The following is a 19,315-nucleotide window of genomic DNA, read 5'->3' as shown; positions in this document are numbered from 1 at the left end:
AGGACATAAATCACCGTTTTTAGATTTATGCTTTCACCTGTGCATGCCTGATGCGACTTAACGTCTCGCGGGATAGCCCTAAAAACGAAGCCACCATATGCAGTGGCACACGCGCCATAATACCGGGAAAGTTTTTTACAAAGTCATCGTACTTCTCTTCGGCAGTCGCGGTCTGGTTAAAGAACAGACGGTCGCGGGTGCGGTAAAGATTGCGCTGGATCATATCTTCAGAATAAGCTTTAAGGGCGGGCAAGTTCTTAAACAGATCATCGAAATCTTTTTTTGCCCACATGACCACTTCAGATGGTTCAAGCGCATCTATATTATAAACCGATGATGTTAGGTTGTTGTAACTTTCAGGATCAGTTGTCCAACTGTTTTCGGGCGAAAACTGCAGAATGTGCTCGCTCCCAGTCTCGGTTGTGCGGTAAGTACGCAGCAGGCCTTTACACACAAATATCTTGTAACGGCAAATGTTACCCTGCTGCAATAAGAACCCTTTTCGGCGCAGGGTTTGTTCAACGGCAGTTTTGCGGAATAACGCGACTTCATCGTCGGTTAATTCAACATGAGCGCGTATATATTTTTCAAAATCGGCAAACATAGTATCAAATGTAAATAAATTGGCCGACGTTGTTTTAACTTGATAACAGGATATTGATAGGACTAATTGAACGATCGCCTGAATTCCAGCGGCGACAAGTTAGTTTTTGTCTTGAATAGTTTACTAAACGATTGCGGGTGCTCAAAACCTAATGCATACGCCACCTCGCTTACAGTTAAGCTCGTAGTAGATAATTTCTCCTTGGCTTTTTCTATCAGCTTTTGGTGGATGTGTTGCTGGGCGTTCTGGCCCGTAAGCGAACGCAGCATATCGCTCAGGTAACTTGGCGACATGTTTAGATTTTCTGCAAGGTAATGAACAGTAGGGAGCCCTTCGCTTACAGAGCGCTCGTTAGCAAAGTATCCTTCCAGTATATTTTCTAATTGCTGCAGCAGCCCACTGTTTACTGCCTTACGTGTAATAAACTGGCGTTTGTAAAACCGGTCGGCGTAGGTAAGTAAAAGCTCTATTTGCGACATGATGACATCCTGACTAAGATCATCAATACGACTGTTCAGTTCATCATCTATCATCTTAAATACCGACATGATGGTTGTCTTCTCTTCTTCCGAAAGATGCAGCCCTTCGTTAATGGCATATGAGAAAAACCCATATTGCTTTATCTTTTTAGCTAAAGGATAGTTCCATAAAAAGTCCGGATGAATTAGCAATGTGTACTGGGAACATACCGTGCCGTCACTTTCGGCGCTTCCCATTATCTGGCCAGGCGCGGCAAATAGCAAGCCGCCTTCGTCAAAATCGTAATAACCCTGGCCGTATTTTAATTTACCGGCAAGTTTTGGCTTGTAGGAGATCTTGTAAAAACCTAAAACATGTTGCTGGCCCGGCTTGTGTGGTTTTGGCCATGATGGCGCGCCGTTTATCATACTGATCAACGGATGTTTCGGCTGAGGCATACCAAATGCTCTGTGCGCGTCAGACAGGGTCTCAAATCTTATAAGATTTTTCTCTTCCTTTTTCATTTACTAAAGTTAAAGCAAATTATAACCGGCTGCGTAATGTACCGCCGGTTATAATTAAATATTTACCTGTCAATTACTTTGCGGTGCCTTGTGCCGAGGCTGATACGGCATCCCATTCTTCCCAAAGGGCTAAACGCTCTTCGTATACGCCACGTGTCCACGCTAAGTTATTGCTACCCAGGTTAAACCTAAGCGGTGGGTTTTCGGCATCAATCACCTTGAACAAAGCCTGCGGCGTAGCATTGGGGTCGCCCCGCTCCAGATTTTTTAAATTGTTAAAGAAATCCTCTTTAAACTTGGTGTAAATATCCAGGCCCGGTGCAAATTTGAGCGATTCCGGGCTACCAAACTCAGTAGCATAAGCACCCGGCTCTATAATAGTTACTTTAATGCCAAAATCTTTAACTTCCAAGGCAAGGCTTTCGTGGATAGCCTCAAATGCCCATTTAGATGAAGCATAATAGCCAATAACCGGCAATACCACATGCCCAAGGTTACTGGAGGTACCTAGTATATGCCCACTGCCCTGTTGGCGCAATAAAGGCAAAGCCGCCTGGATAACGGCCAGCGCGCCAAAAATATTGGTGTCGTACATTGCCTTTACGTCATCGGCACTGGCTTCTTCAATTGTGCCAACCAATGAATAACCTGCGTTGTTCAGCACCACATCCAGCCTGCCAAAATGTGCATGGGCCTGCGCTACGGTCGCGTTTACCTGTTGGGTGTTGGTTACATCCAGTTCTAACGTAAGTACGTTATCGCCATATTTTTCTTTAAGCTCAGCAATACTATCCAAATTACGTGCTGTAGCTGCTACTTTATCGCCACGTTTAAGCGCGGCCTCGGCCCAAACACGGCCAAAACCACGTGAAGCACCTGTAATAAACCAAACCTTATTTTTTTGTTGATTCTCCATCTTGTTTTCTTTTTGATAATACATCAAAGATGGGCACATAACGTTTACTAAATGTAGCCGAATTGAGTGGGCTTGTAGCCAAATTGAGGATGCATAAAAAACCCTGCGGACAGGGCTTTTGAAAGATTTAATTAAGTAACTGTTTTTTAAATAAGTTAGGGCTTATACCTACCTCCTTTTTAAACAGACGCGAAAAGTACGACAGGTTTTCGAACCCGAGAGCGTAAGCAATTTCTGATACCGATTTATCCTCGCCTATCAGCTTGTTTTTAGCTTCGGAGATCAAATAAATGTGGATATGCTCTAACGCTGTTTTACCGCTTTCCTGTTTTAGTACATCGGTTAAATACCCGGCAGATATATTGAGCCTGCCGGCAATTTCATGAACGGATGGCAGCCCCCTGGTGTTTAGCAGCCCGGCGGCCACATAACGATTAAGCTCTTCATTAAACTTAGTAACCGTTTTGCCCGAGATCTCAGTACGGCTAATAAACTGCCTCTTATAAAACCGCTGGCTATACTTCAGCATTGTATCTACATTTGCGAGGATAAGCTCGCGGCTGTATTCGTCCTGGTTGTTAAGATATTCGTTCTCTATCTTACGATATAGCTCCCATATCGTTTTTTCTTCAGCCGGAGACAGGTGCAGGGCTTCGTTGGTTTCATAATCAAAATAATGATACTTTTTTATATCATCGTGCAGCGTGTGCCCGTTCAGGTAATCCTCATGGAGGAAAATTAAGAAACCATCCTCTTCCATTTTCAGGTTCTTCATTTCAATAACCTGCCGTGGTTTAAAAAACATCATTGAGCCAGATTGATGATCGTACTTAGTGCGCCCGTACAATACCTCGCCCAATACTATCTTCTTAAAACCTACCATATAAAAATCGCTCGTAAATTCCTTATCGCCCATGCTGCAGGCACCGTTACATTGGTAAATACTAAACAGCGGATGTTCTGGCGGCGGGAAGCCGTTAGCTTTATGCAGATCGATCAGGTTTTTATAGTGGTTCATCGCGCTTAATAATTAAGACACCACAATCTACACATTAATATGTGCAGATTGTGGTTAATGGTTTTATATGATGCATTAATGACCGTGAGCCGCGGCAGAAACATCTTTCCAAGCCTCAAACTCGGCCAAACGGGCTGCGTAAGCTTGCTTAACACCAGGATAGGCAATTTTACCCAACAGTAAATGTAAAGGTGGATTTTCGCTGTCTATCAACGCTAAAACAGCGGGTGTTGTTGCCTCGGGATTACCCCAACTATCCGGTGTTGCCGATTCTGCGAACGCTTTTTTAATTGGCGCATATGCTTCAATGGGGTCTGTTTGGAATGCAGATGCTCCCGACCAGTCTGTAGAAAAACCATTTGGCTCAATTAAGCTTACCTTTATACCAAAGCCTTTTACTTCTGATGCTAATGTTTCACTTAAGCCGTTAACCGCATATTTTGATGCGTTGTAAAGGCCTAAAACCGGCAGAGTAACCAAGCCCAAAAAGCTGGATACCTGAATTATATGTCCGCTTTTTTGCTCTCTCATTATTGGCACTACCGCTTGTGTAATCCATAACAGCCCAAAAAAGTTGGTTTCCATTTGTGCACGGGCTTGCTGCTCGGTTGTTTCTTCAATAGCTCCAAATAAGCCAAAGCCGGCATTATTTATCAATACATCAATACGGCCAAAATGGTCTTTCACTTTATGCACAGCAGCAAAACCTGCTTCTCTGTCATTTACATCCAACTGAAGAGGCAGCACGGCATCGCCATACGCTTCTACAAGGTCATTTAAATCGGCCATGTTCCTGGCAGATGCGGCAACTTTATCGCCGCGTTCTAAAAGGGCTTTTGCCCAAATTTTACCAAAGCCACGTGAGGCGCCGGTTATTAAAATTATTTTTGACATTGTCTTTCTTTGTTAATTGTTGATAACAAAGGTATTGGCATAGTATAAAACTAATTTATACAAAACACGGTAGTATTAACACATTTCCAAGATGAGTGTTAATAGGTACTTAATTAAAATCATAATTTACCCTTACGAAGCTTTATAGCTATTTTGCAGCAAATAGTACCAAATGAAAACATTACAAGACTTTAAACAATCATTTAATTCGGCGCAGCCCGAGGCCAGCCTTACCGCGCAGTTAAAAAGCCTTTGGTATGATGGCAAAGGCGATTGGCAACAGGCGCATGCCCAGGTTGATCATCTTACAGATCGGGAGTCGGCATGGGTGCACGCTTACTTACATCGTAAAGAGGGCGATATAGGGAATGCCGATTACTGGTACAGTAGGGCCGGACAAAAGCGGCCAAACATATCTTTAAACGAAGAGTGGGAGCAGTTGGTGGTAAACTTTTTGTGATAACTAACAGCCTGCCGCTATTATCTTATAAAATACAAGGCATAAAAAAAGCCCCGCGGACGTGCGGGGCTTTGCTCCTGAGGCTGGGCTCGAACCAGCGACCCTCTGATTAACAGTCAGATGCTCTAACCAGCTGAGCTACTCAGGAGTGTTTTTCCTGATTGGAGTGGTGCAAAAGTATGATTTCTGAGGTAATTTCACAATATTTGCACAAAAAAAATTAAAAAATATTTTACATGAGTTTGTTAGTTATTGGTACTGTGGCGTTTGATGCAATCGAGACCCCTTTTGGAAAGACAGATAAGATTGTTGGAGGGGCCGCTACCTATGCAAGTTTGGCCGCTTCTTACTTTTACGACAAGATAAAAATTGTTGCTGTTGTGGGTGACGACTTCCCAGCGGAAGAGATAAAAGATTTTAATAATCACCATATAGATACCGAAGGCCTGCAAATTAAACAAGGCGAAAAATCATTTTTCTGGAGCGGAAAGTATCATAATGATATGAATAGCCGCGATACTTTAACAACAGAGTTAAATGTACTGGCCGATTTTGACCCGATCATCCCGGAGGCTTACCAGGACTGCGAATACCTGATGCTGGGTAACCTTACCCCGCAGGTACAACAAACGGTTATTAAGCGCCTTAAGAACCGCCCTAAACTTATTGTAATGGACACCATGAACTTTTGGATGGACATTGCTATGGACGACTTGCTGGAAACCATTAAAATGGTTGACGTTTTAACTATTAACGATGCCGAAGCACGCCAGTTATCGGGCGAGTATTCGTTGGTTAAAGCTGCCAATAAAATATTAACCATGGGCCCTAAATATCTTATTATTAAGAAAGGCGAGCATGGTGCACTATTATTTCACGAAGACCGCATCTTTTCTGCACCTGCCCTTCCGCTGGCCGAGGTGTTTGACCCAACAGGCGCTGGTGATACCTTTGCCGGTGGCTTTATTGGTTACATGGCAAAAGTAGGTACCATTAACTTTAATAATATGAAGAACGCTATTATTTTCGGATCGGCGCTGGCATCATTCTGTGTAGAAAAGTTTGGCACCGAGAAGATCAAAAACCTTACTGATGCCGAAGTTGCCGCACGCGTGCAACAATTTGTACAGTTATCTACTTTCGAGATCTAATATTAATAAAGACACTCTTGATTTTTAGCCCTCTCCCACGGAGAGGGCTTATAAGGCCTAATATTCCAACCACTTTTTTATTTTGAGGCCAACAATGTCGCCATTATTATACTTACCGCTGTCGTCATTAACAACACGTAGTAAAACGCCATCATTTTCTAATATCAGGTCTTCATAAAAGCCTTTAAAAAGCACCTCTTTTACCGTCCATTTGTTGGTTTTAAGGACATTATTAAGGCGGATCCACTCAGGATATATCACTACGGCTTGCTTTTCGGTTTCAATACCGCAGTCTTTCGCTTCATCAACCGTAAGCACATTACAATTGGTAAGTAACTCTGCCGTGTACAAATTTAAAGGAGCATGATATAACACTTTAGGATGACCGGTCTCAACTATTTCACCATCTTTTAAAACAATAAGTTCATCTGCCATCGAGAGAACTTCGGCCGGGTCATGCGATACCATTATTACGGTAAGGCCCGTCTCCTTTACGATCTGCCGTATATCATGCTGCAAACCCTCACGAAACGAAGTATCTACCTGGTTAAAAGGCTCATCAAGTAATAAAACTTCTGGGCGGGTAATAATGGCACGGGCAATGGCAACACGTTGTTTTTCTCCGCCGCTAAGGTCGGCAACACGCTTTAGCGCAAGGTGCATCATGTTTAGCTGGGTTAGCACCTGTTCGGTTTTTTCTTCCTTAACTTTAACGTTAGTGCTTGGCAGCATGGCAGCTACGTTATCCCAAACACGGGCAAAAAGGTTAAGGTCGTCGGTATGCTGGGTTACCATTTTCATGGCATCGTGGCCGGGTATCAGCTTTTCTTCGGGACCCCAAACGCGCTCGCCTTTAAATTCCACTACTCCTTCATCCGGGGAAAGCAAACCGTAAAACAACCTTAGTAAAGTGCTTTTACCACTACCGCTTTGGCCAATTATAGCGGTTATTTTTCCGGGGATAATGTCGAGATTGATTCTTTTAACGCCCGATGCTTCTGCCCCGCCGTATGATCTGCTAATTGATCTTGCCTGTAAAAAAGGTGTTTCTGCCATTGCAGGCAAAGATAACCGGGATTGATCTGATTTTACAGATTTTTAGGATTTAACTTGATTTAGAATAAATATATCCCCGACCTAAAATAAAAAAAAGGATTTTATCCTTGCAGATAAAATCCCTTGAATCTATATCATTAGCTAAATCCCGGTCATTACCAACCAACACTCATACCAAATGAGAAGTTACGTAAGCCATCCTGTGCCGGGCTGTTTTCAAACACATTATTGAAATAGTATTTACCAAATACACCAATGGCACCGTAACCAATACGTAACGAAGCACCGTACCTGAATTTAGAGAAGTTGTAGTTACCCCCCAGTTTAAGGTTGCCGTTCTCCTTACTCTCTTGTTTTAGGCTGCTGCTGATAAGCACGCCCATTTCAGCGGCACCTACAAAGTGAAACCTACGCCCGTCATCATCGTCGCGGGTGCGGAAATCAAACGCTACTGGGACACGTATATAAGTAGCCGAAAGGCGGTTCTTGTCATACTTAACAGCATCCTGTGTATAAGCAAGCGGTGCCTGGTTACGCAATATGGTTACGCTTTCACGCAACCGAAAGTTAGTCCAATCGAAACCACCGGCGGTGTAGATCCTGAACGAGCTGTTGAAGCGGTAACCCAACTGCAAAACATCAAACCCAATATTACTGCTCCTCCACGACCGGTAGTTTAAGAACTGATTTGTTGGCGATAGTTTAAAGCTACCGTTATCATTCAGGGTGGTTAAACCAATATCAAACCTGGTAAAGGTTAGGCCAAATGAAAAGCCCGGCGCTTTTGAATGTGTGGTGATGGTATCATTTATGCCAACCTGGGCCACGTCATCGCCAAAGCCAAGGCGAATACGGGTGCGGCGGGTTTTGGTAGTATCAGTGCTGGTTTTAACGGAGTCTGTTTGTGCAAACAGGGTTGTTGCCGCCAGGCATATTATGGTAGTAAATATTAAACGCTTCATACTTTGGTATATTTATTTTCTATTGATCTGTCTTTTTTATTTTTATGAATCCAAGGTTCAACCCGCTTAAGGTTGAGTCGTCTTCGTCCTTCGGGGTCGAAAACTCTATCAGCTTATCCTTTCGTTTATCAACCTTACTTACAACAGCGTTTATCAGGTCGCCAAAGTTACGGATACGGCGTTTTTTTACCGGCGCAGCAGCCAATGTTTTAGCCACCTCTCCTTGTGGTTGTATAACTTGCGCATTAGCACTTATCGGCTCCTGTTCGGGTGTAGCAATCTTTTCGTTAAACGGCACACTTTTATCCGGCACAACATACTGTACCTGCACATCTGTTTTTTGAACCACCTGCGCTAATTGCTGTACAGGCTGTATAATTTCTTCTTGTTTTATGATAGTAACCGGCTTTTGAGCAACCTTAACTTTTTGTTTACGCGATACTACCGTGTTTAATGCTATCACTTTTCTGAGTTGCGGCTCTGTTACATTTGGTACCACAATTACCGGCAGTACAATTGTTTTTGCAGGTTTATTGTTTTTAGCCGCAACAATTTGTACAGGCTTTTTGGCCACATCATTTGTGTTTGATACAAAATACAAGCCCGCGCTAAGCAATATAAGCAAACTGGCCGCTATGCTGAGGTATAACCCCAGCGGCCTTTTCTTATTAGCCATTTGAGTCTCTATACCATTCCAAACATGCGCGGACGGCTCAATCTCAAAATTATCGAGTTTAGACCTGAACAGGCTATCTATCTCTTTATCCTGCATATCCATATTTTTTATTTTCAATTTTCAATATCTGTTCCTTTAAAATGGCCCTTGCACGCGACAACTGCGATTTTGACGCCCCCTCGCTGATGCCTACAATCTCGGCAATCTCTTTGTGCGAGTAACCATCTATAGCATACAAATTGAATACCATACGGTAACCCGGGGACAATGCCTTAATTAATACCAGCAGATCTTTAGCCTCTAAACTGCTTGACGCCGCTGCGTTTACAGAAGGTTCGTGTCCCGATTCGTCAATATCAACTACCTGCATCATCTTGTGGTGGCGGCGGTAATACTCAATAGAGCTATGCACCATAATTCGCCGTACCCAACCTTCAAACGAACCATCGCCGCGGTAATCCGCTATTTTCTGAAACACTTTTATAAACCCGTTCTGCAGCATGTCCTCTGCTTCCATTTTATCGGTTGCGTAGCGCATGCAAATACCCAGCATTTTGGCCGCAAACTGCTTGTATAGCATTTCTTGCGCTTTACGCTGGCCCTCTTTACAGGCTCTTACTAAATGTTCTATATTAGATTTAGGTTCCAAAAACATCATTTAACAGTAAGATGTAAAGGAACGCGCAATGGTTGCATAAGGGTTAAAATAAATTTGGAGGAATTTACGATAATAGCCAGTTATGCCGAGTTTATTTCGGATCAAACTGCATCAAATGTCTTTAGAAATACTAAAACAACTTCAGGATGAAGACGACAGACTATTTCTTCTCCCTAAAACGCTTGTAGATCTTCACTGCCATCATCAATATCACGCTAAAGGCTATAATACCTACAACCCCAAAGATCCAGTTAAGCGCGCTTTTAAGGACTACTAAAAACACAATAGCGAACAGGATAATGGTAGCCAGTTCGTTCCATAAACGCAATTGTGTAGACGTCCATGTGAATTTGCCCTGCGCCATTTGCTTCATTTTGCTTTGGCAGATGAAATGATAAATTATTAAGCCAATAACGAAGGTAAGCTTAACATGCAGCCAAGGCATTTTCCAAAGCATGGGGTTAATGTGTAACATGGTTGCGCCTGCTGCAATCACAATGTACATACTTGGGGTAGCGATGATCCACCAGAGTTTCTTTTCCATCACCGCAAACTGGTCGGACAGAATGGTTCGTGCAGGTTCGGGTTTATCCTGCGCTTCGCGGTGATAAATAAACAGGCGCACAATGTAAAACAGCCCCGCCATCCAGCAGACTACAAATATGATATGTATGGCTAAAACGTATTGGTACATGGCTTGCCTATGAGTGTCATTACGAGGAGCGCTGCGACGTGGCAATCCCGTCGCGTTCAATTAGCAAGCGACGAGATTGCCACGCTATCGCTCGCAATGACATATTGCTATTATTAATACCTAAACTCCTTTATTACTTCTACAGCATACTTCACATTATTGAACGGGATATCCGGCATAATGCCGTGGCCAAGGTTGAAGATGAAGCCGTTCTCGCCACGCATACGCTCAAACAAGCGGTGAATGCGCTCTTTAATCACCTTTTTATCGGCATATAATATATGCGGATCAAGGTTGCCTTGTACGGCGACGTTTGCCGGTAAGCGATGCTTGATGTCAAGCAGGTCGACATTCCAGTCAATAGACACTACATCCGGTTTTGCCTCCGCCATTAACGGCGCGAATACCGAGCTACCCTTACAGAATGATATGACAGGGATATCCTTTCTGTTTAGTTTGCTAATGATCTCCTGGATATAACGGTGTGAAAACTCGGTATAATCATCCCATGATAATGCCTGTGCCCAGCTGTCAAATATTTGTACGGCGTTAACACCGGCTGCAATTTGCAGGTTCAGATAATCGGCCGTTACGGTGGCTATTTTTGATAAAAGCTGATGCGCCATTTCCGGGTGGTTATGCAGCATCAGTTTAGTTAGTTTAAAATCTTTTGAAGATCCGCCCTCTACCAGGTAGCTCATTACGGTGAATGGCGCGCCTGCAAAACCAATTAGCGGGATGCGGCCATTCAAACGCTGCTGGATTACCTTAATGGCATCGGCAACATATTGCAACCTGTCGCCAACGTTGGTTTCAAGGGCGTCAATATCTGCCTGGGTACGAACCGGGTTGGCAAATTTAGGGCCTACACCCTGCGTAAAGCTAAGGTCGCCGCCCATGGCTTCGCCGGTAACCAATATATCCGAAAACAGAATTGCCGCATCAATATCCAACAGATCAACAGGCAGCATGGTAACATCGGCAGCAATTTCGGGGGTTTTGCACATCTCCAGGAACGAGTACTTGTTCTTGATCTCCCAATACTGGGGCATAAAGCGACCGGCCTGGCGCATCATCCATACGGGTGGTCGTTCTGTTTGTTCTGAAAATGCGGCTTTTAAAAATAACGAATCTTTCATGTTTCTTTAGGAGATTCAAGAGCCAAGAATCAAGAGTCAAGATCCTACCTGTCGGTTTTCTTGATTCTTGATTCTCACATCCTAATTCTTTATTTGTGTTTTTTTAACTCCTGCTCAACCTTTTGGATCACATCCCTCATTTTAGCAGTTATATTGTCTTTATGTTTCTCGGTAAGTTGCAGGTAGGCTTTGGCTTTTTCGTAATTACCATTGCGTACGTTAATGTTTGCTACGTGTACAAGCGCTGCAACATGGTCGTTAGCGCTGCGCAGCGGGTATAAAGCGGCTAACTCATAATGTTGCTCGGCCTCGGCATATTCGCGCCTTTGCAGGCAAACCCCTCCGTATATAAACTCGTAAAACCCACGTCGCTTTTTACTAAGCCACTCGGGTTTGGGCACTTGTTTTAAAAGGTCTTCGGCCTTATCGTAATCTTTTTGGTGAAACGCTTTTGCAGCCAGCACAATAGTACCCTGCTTAAAGTAACCCCATATTAACAAGCCAATAAACATTACGTTAACCGCCGCCAGCTCGTAAATCTTATACTGAAGCACAATAGCCAGCGATACAATAAAAAGCCCGGTTACTAATATTCGTGCCCTGTTTGTAAACATGTATTAGTGCTGGTTATCGGTAAATTTATAACCTACACCACGTATAGAATGAAAATAAACCGGGTTTTTAGGATCCGGCTCAAAATACTTACGGAAGGTTAAGATAAAGTTATCGATAGTACGGGTAGACGGGTAAACGTCATAATTCCATACAGTCTCCAGGATCTGCTCGCGCGATACAGCCTCGTTGCGGCGCTCTATTAAAAGCTTAAGCAGCATAGTTTCCTTTTTAGTCAGCGGCGTAATGCTTTCATCGCCGTTAACCAATTCAAACGAGTTAAAGTGGATGGTTTTATCACCGATTTTGTAGCTGTTAAATTCTTTAAGGTCATCGCCTTTTAAGCTGCGCTTTACAAGGTTATTTACTCGTAAAATAAGCTCTTCCAGATTGAACGGTTTGGTCAAATAATCATCGGCACCTTTTTTAAGGCCCGAAATTTTATCCTCATTAGTGTTTTTGGCGGTAAGGAACATAATAGGCACCTCAGAATTCTCAAGCCTGATGGTTTCGGCAACCACAAAGCCATCTATCTCGGGCATCATTACATCTAATATTACGAGGTTGAAACGCTCTTCTTTAAATATCTGAAGGGCCTTTTTACCATTGTTTGCTGTAGAAACCTTATAACCTTCCAGTTCCAGGTTTAACTTAATGGCCTCCAATAAATGATCTTCGTCTTCGGCTAATAAAATTCTTTTTTTGTTAAGCATACTCATATTGTTTAGGTTAATGCAAATACTACTTCAAATACACTCCCGGCAGGGCGGTTGTCTTTAACTTTAATGCTGGCCTGGTGCTTATCTAATACTTCTTTTACAATGTATAAACCCAAACCGGTACCCTTTGTATTACGTGTATCTTCGCTGCCTACACGGTAAAATTTATCAAAAATACGGGGCTTCTCATTGTCTGCAATACCTATGCCATGGTCTGCCACCTGAAAGTAAACTTTACCCTCTTTCTCAAATAGCTTTACGTTCACCGTTTCGCAAGGGCTCGAATATTTTACAGCGTTCTCTACCAAATTGGTAACTACCGATGTTAATGCAAATTTGTCGCCTGTTATTTCAATTTTAGGCTCTATCTCGGCATTGATGATCTGCTGGTTGCAATCGCACTTGCTTATTTGCAGGCGGTTTACAATACTGTCTACCAAAACCGAAAGGTTAAATTTAGCCTTGGGGAAACTATATGAGCGGTTATCAATTTTTGATGCCAGGAGCATGTTTTCTACCATATCATCCAAACGCTCTACATCAAGTAGAGATTTATCAATAAAGTTTAGGATCTGTTCTTTGGTCAAATCGCGCTTTTGGATGGTTTGCAACAGTATTTTAATTGATGCAAGCGGCGATTTAAGTTCATGAGTTACGGATAGCAGGAAATTCTTTTTCTGTTCCTGTAACTTTTCTTCCTTATTTAAAGATTGATGCAGGAAGTAAGCGCCGACTAAAAAAACGGTAATAAACATACATCCCTCGCCCAATATCATGCCTTTACGGCTTGGGTTTAGGTGTACCAGCATATACCCCCACCATATCAGTTCTGCAACGGCATAAATGATTATGGCATAAAATATAACAAGCGTTTTTTTCATGTTAATTCTTTTCAAATACAATATCCAAACTATCAAATATAGCTATTTTTGTGGTTTCCAGGTCAGCGGTTGTATGTGCTGCCGAAATAAAGCCAACTTCGTAGCCCGACGGGCCTAAATATATGCCCCTGTTTATTAACTCGCGATGCATTTCTTTAAATTTAACCATGCTCGCCGGGTCTATCTCTTCGGCTGTAGAGATGCTCTCCTGAGTTGTAAATGCAAACCAAAAAATAGACCCAATCGTAAATATTTTGACCGCATAACCACGGTTATCAACAAATGCCTGTATATCGTTTACAAAACCTGCCGTTTTGGCATGTAATTCGTCATAAAAGCCAGGCTTTAAAAGTTGGGTTAATTGAGCGATACCCGCCGCCATGGCAACCGGGTTACCCGACAGTGTGCCGGCCTGGTATACCGAACCTACCGGGGAAATTTGATCCATGACCTCTGCCGATGCGCCGTAAGCGCCAACAGGTAAACCACCGCCTATAATTTTACCATAGGTAATAATATCCGGCTGAATGTTATAATAAGCAGCGGCACCCTCAAAACCCACACGGAAGCCTGAGATCACCTCATCAAAAATGAGCATTGTGCCGTTGTCGGTACATATCTGGCGCAGATAATTTAAATAATCCTGCGTTTGTAAAAGCAAGCCGTTGTTAGCCGGAACAGGCTCGATAATAACGGCGGCAATTTGGCCCTTAAACTCTTCAAAGGCCTCTTGTAAGGCTTTTTTATCGTCAAGCGACACCACGATGGTTTCATCGGCAAAAGCCTTTGGTACGCCTGCTGACGAAGTTTCACCAAAGGTTACCAGGCCCGAACCCGCTTTAACTAATAGGCTATCTGAATGGCCATGATAGCAACCTTCAAATTTTAAAACCTTATCACGCTTGGTGTAACCCCTTGCCAACCTGATGGCCGACATAACCGCCTCGGTGCCCGAGCTAACAAAACGGATTTTTTCAATATATTTATTGTTACTGATTATCAGCTCTGCCAGTTCATTTTCTAAAGCGGTAGGTGCGCCGAAGGACATGCCTTTTTGCATCACTTCGATTACCTTGTCGCGAACAGCAGTATTGTTATGCCCCAAAATAAGCGGCCCCCACGAGCAGCAAAAATCTATAAACTCGTTACCATCGGCATCCCAAATATGGCTGCCATCGCCCTTCTCAATAAAAAGCGGCGTACCGTAAACAGATTTAAACGCCCTAACAGGGGAGTTCACCCCTCCGGGAAAATAGGTTTTTGCTTTTTCGTATAGTCCTGCAGATTTTGCTCTGCTTATATCAGGTTTGCTCATTTTTATTTATTCAAGTATTCGGGTCATGCTGAGCCTGTCGAAGCATAACGGGCATGGCCTTTACGCGCAATCCTTCGACAGGCTCAGGATGGCAACGCTCTTTATAACTAATCTCCGGTCACTAATCTCTAATCACTATCTACAGCCACTTGTTTAACAGCACCTCTTTAGCATGATACGTTAGTATCGCGCTGGCACCGGCACGACGGAAGCTGGTTAACACCTCAGTAACCGAACGTTGCTCATTTAACCAACCGTTTTTTACGGCGGCTTTTATCATGGCGTATTCGCCGCTTACGTTGTAGGCAGCAATGGGCAGTTCGGTATTATCTTTTAAAAGTTTAATTACGTCCAGGTAAGGCAGCCCGGGTTTCACCATCAGGAAATCGGCACCTTCCGCTTCATCTAAAGCAGCTTCGATCAAAGCCTCGCGCTGGTTAGCGGGGTTCATCTGGTAACTTTTTTTATCGCCGAATTTGGGGGCCGAATTTAACGCATCCCTAAACGGGCCATAAAAGGCACTGGCATATTTGGCTGTGTACGACATGATAGAAACACCTGTAAAGCCGGCATCATCCAGCACTTTACGAATATATCCCACGCGGCCATCCATCATATCCGAAGGGGCAATAATATCGGCACCACTGCGGGCATGGGCGAGGGCCATTTTGCCTAAAATTTCTAAAGTTTCGTCGTTTAATACCTCACCATTTTGAACAAGGCCATCATGACCATCGCTGCTGTACGGGTCCATAGCAACATCGGTTATCACGCACGACTCAGGGAACTCCTTTTTTACTGCGCGTATGGCACGCAGGTAAAGGCTCTCATCGCGATGGCCTTCGGTAGCATATTTGTCCTTAAGCGCTTCATCGATATTTGGGAAAAGGTCGAACGAGTTTAAGCCAAGCTTCATACAACTTTCTATCTCGCGCAGCAGGTTATCTATTGAGTACCTGAAGATGCCCGGCATTGATGCTACCTCGGTTTTCTGATTTTCGCCCTCCACAATAAACAGCGGGAATATCAGGTTAGCCGCGCTAACATGTGTTTCCTGCACCATCTGGCGTATAACTTCGCTCTTTCTATTTCTTCTTGGTCGTTGTAACATTTCTTTTAGTTCATCGGTTCACTGGTTTATTTGTTCATTGGTGCATAGCTTAATAAAGCTATATGAATAAACCAATGAGCAAATGAACCAATGAACATCTATATCCCAAACACTGCCTCTGCCAACCCTACCTCATCGGGAGAGAATGGCAGGGTGTATTTTACACCCATTTCGTCAAATTTTTTACCGGTTGATTTGCCTATGGCTATTACCTTTTGCCCCGGCTCCAACAGGTTATCGGCAAAGTAAGCCTCCACGTTGCTTGGGCTCGTAAATACCACTACATCGGCACCTGTAGGCTCTACTTCTTCTTCTAATACGGTCTCGTAAACTGGCAGATCAATTATCTTTGTTTCGGCAGACAGGCCTTGCTGGATACTCCTCATGGGGTTATCGGCACCCGGGAATAAAATGGTTGTGCCATTCGCCAATGCGGCAAAATCGGCAGCTACATCAGCAGTGTCGTTACTTTCACCAACAAAGTCGGCAAAGTGCCCGTTGCGTCGCAGCATATCTTCGCTACCTGCGCCCATCACCCCAAATTTTACTTTTTTAGGGAACTGTGGCGATAGCTTAAAGAAGTACTCAACCGCGTTTTTACTGGTAAAAAATACCCAGTCGATATTTTTAAGTATGTACGAATCAAACTTAGTGATAACCGGCACCGTGCGGATCAATGAACGGGCTTCAATTTCTATTTTATGTTTTTCCAGCGCTTTGCGGAAATAACTTGTGGCAGAGATATCCCTCGAGATAAATACTTTAGCAGGGAATTTCCTGTCCTTAGCAAAACGGTCCACTATCTTTTCGGCAACGCCATCAAGGGTGTCGCTTTCAATAAAATAACGGTCGGGGAATTGGTCGCCGGCATCTGCCTTTGAAGTAAACACCTGGTATTTACCATCATCTTTACGGCAATACACACCAAGCGGCAAATGGCAACCACCACCAAACATTTTTAATACCCCACGCTCCAGGCCAAGCTCTTCGGCAACATCGGGATGATGCAAAGCCTGCAGTACTTCGTATAATTCAGTATTGCTCTCGCGAATCTGAATAGCTAAAGCACCCTGTGCAGGTGCGGGTATAAATTCGGTAGCGGTAAGTTCCTCTACGTGAAATTCGCTCAGGTCGATACCCAGACGGGTAACGCCGGCCTTGGCAAGCATAATGGCGTCATACTTTTCATCGCGCAATTTGCCTATGCGGGTAGGCACGTTGCCACGCAGTTCATCTATCTCCAGGTCGGGGCGTATGGCCAGCAATTGCGCTTTGCGCCTGTTTGATGATGTGCCCACCAAACCACCAAATTTAACAGATAGCTTCTGGCGCACATCAACCACGTCTTTCAAGATCAACAACAGTTCAGCCGGGTCTTCCCGTTCTGAAACTGCTGCGATAATGAGTCCCGGAGGGTTTTCAGTCGGCAGGTCCTTGTGCGAATGCACGGCAATATCTATAGTGCCTGCCAACAATTCTTCTTCTAATTCTTTAGTGAAAAATCCTTTACCTTCCAGCTTATCAAAGCTAAGGTTAAGGATACGGTCGCCCTGTGTTTTTATAATTTTAAGTTCGGCGGTAATGTTTATAGCGGCCAGGCTATCTTTTACAAAGTTGGCTTGCCATAAAGCTAATTCGCTGCCACGCGTTCCTATTATTACTGTTCTGTCCAAGGGGATAAATTTTTACAGCACAAATTTAATTTTTTATGTACAGTAATATAGTATTAATTAAGGATATGATTGTGGGCTGACTATTATAAGTCTACGCTGAAGTTCTAATGGCGTATTGATGTCTGTAACGTTCTAAAAGCTGCTGCAAAGCTTGGGGCTTGATATTGAACAAGCTAATATCCAGTTTAACTGTTCCCAATGCATGGTGGTAATAAAGGACATACTTGCTTTGCCTCCCCTCACCAACTCTGATCACTTTCTCGTTTTTGATTTTCTCCCATGGATAAAACCCATCTTTCACTATAAATATACCCCTGTCACTTATAATTACCTGTGGCTTTCGATCGAATAAAGATCTGGAGGCAATAACACCAATTATTGTAAGCAGGGTTAAAATGAAACCGGGAATTTTAAAATTGTGGATATATAGAAAAATGCCTACCCAAAGCCACAATAATAGCAGTATAACAAGAAATACGCCTTTTGCTTTAGAGTTATAAATTACTGTTTTCTCAGGCGAGAAACCCCCAACTACAGACGAGTCGGGCATTAGTTATTATTGATCAATATATCCTTCGCCATGATCATGGGGACGCTGATATATTTTTTCTCCATGTAGTTGATCACTTTCTCCAGTATCTCGCGCGATTCTTTGTCAAGGCTTTGTACCTCATCGGCAAATACCGTGTTTACCGCGTTATTGCGGATCTCTTTGATCTTTTCGGGCACCTGGCGCATCGCAAGCTCAATTTTACGCTGCTTAAGCATCACCAAATGCTCGGAAATATTTTGTTCAATAATAGCTTCGGCATGTACCAGTTCGTGGTAACGTTCCTGCAAGTTTTTCTTGGCTATTTCGTTAAGGCTGTGTACCTCAATAAAGTTCACATCAAATTGCTCCAGTACTTCCGGCGCGGTATCGTTAGGGATGGCCAGATCTACAATAGTTTTCTTATCAGTGTCGCCGTTTAAGAGCGAGGTATAGATCTCCGTTGTAAGAATAGGCTCAACTGCAGAGGTACAGGTAATAATGGCATCAAAGCCGCCTTTAAAATCCTTCAGCTCGTGAAGCTCGTAAGCCCGGCCGCCTAAGTCATCAGCCAATTGCCGGGCTTTTGAAAGCGTGCGGTTAAATACCGAAAAGTTTGAGAATTTATGTTTTTGAAGATATTTAGAAATATTGCGGTTGGTTTCGCCGGCACCAATAATAAGGATACGGGCATTACCGCAAAGCTTCAGGTCTTTTAATTTACGATAAGCCAGTGACACTACCGAAATTGGGTTTTTTGAAATATTGGTGTAGGTGTAAACCTCTTTAGCCGTTTTAACTACGCACTCCATAGTAACACGTAATTTATCGCCTGTAAGGCCCGCTTCGCGGCAATCTTCGTAAGCTTTACGCAATTGCGCCAAAATTTCCTTTTCGCCGACTATAAGGCTTTCTAACGAGCATGAAGTGCGTAAAAGGTGGTTCATAGCTTCCTGGCCTTCGTAAATAGAAGCAGCATCCAGGAAAGTAGCGGTAGAGTGTGTACAAAGGCCCATTTGCATTTCGGTTAAAAACGCCTCTGCAAATTCCCTGTCAACCTTATGTTGAGTTGATAACACAAACTCAACCCTGTTACAGGTTGATAAATAAAATATCTCGTCGATGCCAAAATGTTCTTTAACCGCATGGAGCTTATCGGCTGTGTTTTCCTGGCATAACACCAGTTTACCCAATTCCTTCAGCTCAATGTGTTTATGTGTAAAAGCTATAACTTTTAAATACTTCAAACCAGTTTTATATTTTG

At 43.4% G+C, this 19,315-nt stretch carries 21 protein-coding genes and 1 tRNA gene; 2 read left to right on the top strand and 20 right to left on the bottom strand.

The window, feature by feature from the left end; translation table 11 throughout:
• Nucleotides 1-25 precede the first annotated feature (25 nt).
• The 5 genes from ACFQZI_RS02855 to ACFQZI_RS02835 form a co-directional block, all read right to left on the bottom strand.
• A complete protein-coding gene (locus ACFQZI_RS02855; protein WP_377138151.1) occupies nt 26-604 on the bottom strand; it encodes a Crp/Fnr family transcriptional regulator in 579 nt (192 codons plus the stop codon).
• 62 nt (nt 605-666) lie between these two features.
• Nucleotides 667-1,587 (bottom strand): helix-turn-helix domain-containing protein, encoded by a 921-nt coding sequence (locus ACFQZI_RS02850; protein WP_377138149.1) that lies wholly within the window; start codon nt 1,585-1,587, stop codon nt 667-669.
• 73 nt (nt 1,588-1,660) lie between these two features.
• Nucleotides 1,661-2,503, bottom strand: a complete 843-nt coding sequence (locus tag ACFQZI_RS02845; protein WP_377138147.1) for an SDR family NAD(P)-dependent oxidoreductase — start codon at nt 2,501-2,503, stop codon at nt 1,661-1,663.
• A 127-nt stretch (nt 2,504-2,630) separates the two neighbouring features.
• On the bottom strand, nt 2,631-3,521 hold the full coding sequence (locus tag ACFQZI_RS02840) for a helix-turn-helix domain-containing protein (RefSeq protein ID WP_377138145.1): 891 nt from the start codon (nt 3,519-3,521) through the stop codon (nt 2,631-2,633).
• A gap of 75 nt (nt 3,522-3,596) precedes the next feature.
• The gene (locus ACFQZI_RS02835; protein ID WP_377138143.1) at nt 3,597-4,415 is read right to left on the bottom strand and encodes an SDR family NAD(P)-dependent oxidoreductase; all 819 of its coding nucleotides are present in this window, start codon (nt 4,413-4,415) and stop codon (nt 3,597-3,599) included.
• 172 nt (nt 4,416-4,587) lie between these two features.
• Here ACFQZI_RS02835 and ACFQZI_RS02830 point away from each other — a divergent pair, with 172 nt between their 5' ends.
• Complete coding sequence (locus tag ACFQZI_RS02830) at nt 4,588-4,875, top strand: hypothetical protein (protein WP_377138141.1); 288 nt, start codon at nt 4,588-4,590, stop codon at nt 4,873-4,875.
• A gap of 74 nt (nt 4,876-4,949) precedes the next feature.
• Here the strand turns inward: ACFQZI_RS02830 and ACFQZI_RS02825 are convergent.
• Nucleotides 4,950-5,023 (bottom strand) — tRNA-Asn (locus tag ACFQZI_RS02825).
• An 88-nt stretch (nt 5,024-5,111) separates the two neighbouring features.
• Between ACFQZI_RS02825 and ACFQZI_RS02820 the strand changes: the two genes are divergently transcribed.
• Complete coding sequence (locus ACFQZI_RS02820; RefSeq protein WP_377138139.1) at nt 5,112-6,026, top strand: PfkB family carbohydrate kinase; 915 nt, start codon at nt 5,112-5,114, stop codon at nt 6,024-6,026.
• A gap of 57 nt (nt 6,027-6,083) precedes the next feature.
• Here ACFQZI_RS02820 and ACFQZI_RS02815 read toward each other — a convergent pair whose 3' ends face one another.
• The 14 genes from ACFQZI_RS02815 to hemA all read right to left on the bottom strand — a co-directional run bounded on the left by ACFQZI_RS02815 (nt 6,084) and on the right by hemA (nt 19,298).
• Nucleotides 6,084-7,082, bottom strand: a complete 999-nt coding sequence (locus ACFQZI_RS02815) for an ABC transporter ATP-binding protein (RefSeq protein ID WP_377138137.1) — start codon at nt 7,080-7,082, stop codon at nt 6,084-6,086.
• Between the two features lie 155 nt (nt 7,083-7,237).
• Nucleotides 7,238-8,044 (bottom strand): outer membrane beta-barrel protein, encoded by an 807-nt coding sequence (locus ACFQZI_RS02810; protein ID WP_377138135.1) that lies wholly within the window; start codon nt 8,042-8,044, stop codon nt 7,238-7,240.
• Nucleotides 8,045-8,063: 19 nt separating this feature from the next.
• Nucleotides 8,064-8,837, bottom strand: coding sequence for a hypothetical protein (locus tag ACFQZI_RS02805; RefSeq protein ID WP_377138133.1), 774 nt, complete (start codon nt 8,835-8,837; stop codon nt 8,064-8,066).
• Nucleotides 8,806-9,378: an RNA polymerase sigma factor gene (locus ACFQZI_RS02800; protein WP_377138131.1), complete on the bottom strand. Its 573-nt coding sequence runs from the start codon at nt 9,376-9,378 to the stop codon at nt 8,806-8,808. The genes ACFQZI_RS02805 and ACFQZI_RS02800 overlap by 32 nt, the downstream gene beginning before the upstream one ends.
• Before the next feature lie 160 nt (nt 9,379-9,538).
• Nucleotides 9,539-10,072 (bottom strand): protoporphyrinogen oxidase HemJ, encoded by a 534-nt coding sequence (gene hemJ, locus ACFQZI_RS02795; RefSeq protein WP_377138129.1) that lies wholly within the window; start codon nt 10,070-10,072, stop codon nt 9,539-9,541.
• Nucleotides 10,073-10,185: 113 nt separating this feature from the next.
• Nucleotides 10,186-11,211, bottom strand: a complete 1,026-nt coding sequence (gene hemE / locus ACFQZI_RS02790; RefSeq protein WP_377138127.1) for a uroporphyrinogen decarboxylase — start codon at nt 11,209-11,211, stop codon at nt 10,186-10,188.
• Between the two features lie 89 nt (nt 11,212-11,300).
• Nucleotides 11,301-11,825, bottom strand: a complete 525-nt coding sequence (locus tag ACFQZI_RS02785) for a tetratricopeptide repeat protein (protein WP_377138125.1) — start codon at nt 11,823-11,825, stop codon at nt 11,301-11,303.
• Nucleotides 11,826-11,828: 3 nt separating this feature from the next.
• Nucleotides 11,829-12,536: a response regulator transcription factor gene (locus ACFQZI_RS02780; RefSeq protein ID WP_121246355.1), complete on the bottom strand. Its 708-nt coding sequence runs from the start codon at nt 12,534-12,536 to the stop codon at nt 11,829-11,831.
• A gap of 11 nt (nt 12,537-12,547) precedes the next feature.
• Nucleotides 12,548-13,423 carry a sensor histidine kinase gene (locus ACFQZI_RS02775; RefSeq protein WP_377138123.1) on the bottom strand — a complete coding sequence of 292 codons (876 nt, stop codon included), beginning with the start codon at nt 13,421-13,423 and terminating at the stop codon, nt 12,548-12,550.
• A gap of 1 nt (nt 13,424) precedes the next feature.
• Nucleotides 13,425-14,738 carry a glutamate-1-semialdehyde 2,1-aminomutase gene (gene hemL, locus ACFQZI_RS02770; RefSeq protein ID WP_377138121.1) on the bottom strand — a complete coding sequence of 438 codons (1,314 nt, stop codon included), beginning with the start codon at nt 14,736-14,738 and terminating at the stop codon, nt 13,425-13,427.
• A gap of 139 nt (nt 14,739-14,877) precedes the next feature.
• Nucleotides 14,878-15,849 carry a porphobilinogen synthase gene (gene hemB, locus ACFQZI_RS02765; protein WP_377138119.1) on the bottom strand — a complete coding sequence of 324 codons (972 nt, stop codon included), beginning with the start codon at nt 15,847-15,849 and terminating at the stop codon, nt 14,878-14,880.
• 98 nt (nt 15,850-15,947) lie between these two features.
• On the bottom strand, nt 15,948-17,522 hold the full coding sequence (gene hemC, locus ACFQZI_RS02760; RefSeq protein ID WP_377138117.1) for a hydroxymethylbilane synthase: 1,575 nt from the start codon (nt 17,520-17,522) through the stop codon (nt 15,948-15,950).
• 91 nt (nt 17,523-17,613) lie between these two features.
• Nucleotides 17,614-18,072, bottom strand: a complete 459-nt coding sequence (locus ACFQZI_RS02755) for a hypothetical protein (protein ID WP_377138115.1) — start codon at nt 18,070-18,072, stop codon at nt 17,614-17,616.
• The gene (hemA, locus tag ACFQZI_RS02750) at nt 18,072-19,298 is read right to left on the bottom strand and encodes a glutamyl-tRNA reductase (RefSeq protein WP_377138113.1); all 1,227 of its coding nucleotides are present in this window, start codon (nt 19,296-19,298) and stop codon (nt 18,072-18,074) included. Before hemA ends, ACFQZI_RS02755 begins: the two co-directional genes overlap by 1 nt.
• Between the last annotated feature and the right edge of the window lie 17 nt (nt 19,299-19,315).

This window comes from Mucilaginibacter lutimaris (assembly GCF_042676625.1).
Taxonomy (GTDB): domain Bacteria; phylum Bacteroidota; class Bacteroidia; order Sphingobacteriales; family Sphingobacteriaceae; genus Mucilaginibacter; species Mucilaginibacter lutimaris.
Note: the sequence above shows the minus strand (reverse complement) of the source record. Positions and strands in the feature narration are given on the sequence as shown.

Excerpts from the sequence above, each read along its gene's own strand:
- ACFQZI_RS02855 (WP_377138151.1), bottom strand. The coding sequence starts at position 604 with ATGTTTGCCGATTTTGAAAAATATATACGCGCTCATGTTGAATTAACC.
- ACFQZI_RS02850 (WP_377138149.1), bottom strand. The coding sequence starts at position 1,587 with ATGAAAAAGGAAGAGAAAAATCTTATAAGATTTGAGACCCTGTCTGAC.
- ACFQZI_RS02845 (WP_377138147.1), bottom strand. The coding sequence starts at position 2,503 with ATGGAGAATCAACAAAAAAATAAGGTTTGGTTTATTACAGGTGCTTCA.
- ACFQZI_RS02840 (WP_377138145.1), bottom strand. The coding sequence starts at position 3,521 with ATGAACCACTATAAAAACCTGATCGATCTGCATAAAGCTAACGGCTTC.
- ACFQZI_RS02835 (WP_377138143.1), bottom strand. The coding sequence starts at position 4,415 with ATGTCAAAAATAATTTTAATAACCGGCGCCTCACGTGGCTTTGGTAAA.
- ACFQZI_RS02830 (WP_377138141.1), top strand. The coding sequence starts at position 4,588 with ATGAAAACATTACAAGACTTTAAACAATCATTTAATTCGGCGCAGCCC.
- ACFQZI_RS02820 (WP_377138139.1), top strand. The coding sequence starts at position 5,112 with ATGAGTTTGTTAGTTATTGGTACTGTGGCGTTTGATGCAATCGAGACC.
- ACFQZI_RS02815 (WP_377138137.1), bottom strand. The coding sequence starts at position 7,082 with ATGGCAGAAACACCTTTTTTACAGGCAAGATCAATTAGCAGATCATAC.
- ACFQZI_RS02810 (WP_377138135.1), bottom strand. The coding sequence starts at position 8,044 with ATGAAGCGTTTAATATTTACTACCATAATATGCCTGGCGGCAACAACC.
- ACFQZI_RS02800 (WP_377138131.1), bottom strand. The coding sequence starts at position 9,378 with ATGATGTTTTTGGAACCTAAATCTAATATAGAACATTTAGTAAGAGCC.
- hemJ (WP_377138129.1), bottom strand. The coding sequence starts at position 10,072 with ATGTACCAATACGTTTTAGCCATACATATCATATTTGTAGTCTGCTGG.
- hemE (WP_377138127.1), bottom strand. The coding sequence starts at position 11,211 with ATGAAAGATTCGTTATTTTTAAAAGCCGCATTTTCAGAACAAACAGAA.
- ACFQZI_RS02785 (WP_377138125.1), bottom strand. The coding sequence starts at position 11,825 with ATGTTTACAAACAGGGCACGAATATTAGTAACCGGGCTTTTTATTGTA.
- ACFQZI_RS02780 (WP_121246355.1), bottom strand. The coding sequence starts at position 12,536 with ATGCTTAACAAAAAAAGAATTTTATTAGCCGAAGACGAAGATCATTTA.
- ACFQZI_RS02775 (WP_377138123.1), bottom strand. The coding sequence starts at position 13,423 with ATGAAAAAAACGCTTGTTATATTTTATGCCATAATCATTTATGCCGTT.
- hemL (WP_377138121.1), bottom strand. The coding sequence starts at position 14,738 with ATGAGCAAACCTGATATAAGCAGAGCAAAATCTGCAGGACTATACGAA.
- hemB (WP_377138119.1), bottom strand. The coding sequence starts at position 15,849 with ATGTTACAACGACCAAGAAGAAATAGAAAGAGCGAAGTTATACGCCAG.
- ACFQZI_RS02755 (WP_377138115.1), bottom strand. The coding sequence starts at position 18,072 with ATGCCCGACTCGTCTGTAGTTGGGGGTTTCTCGCCTGAGAAAACAGTA.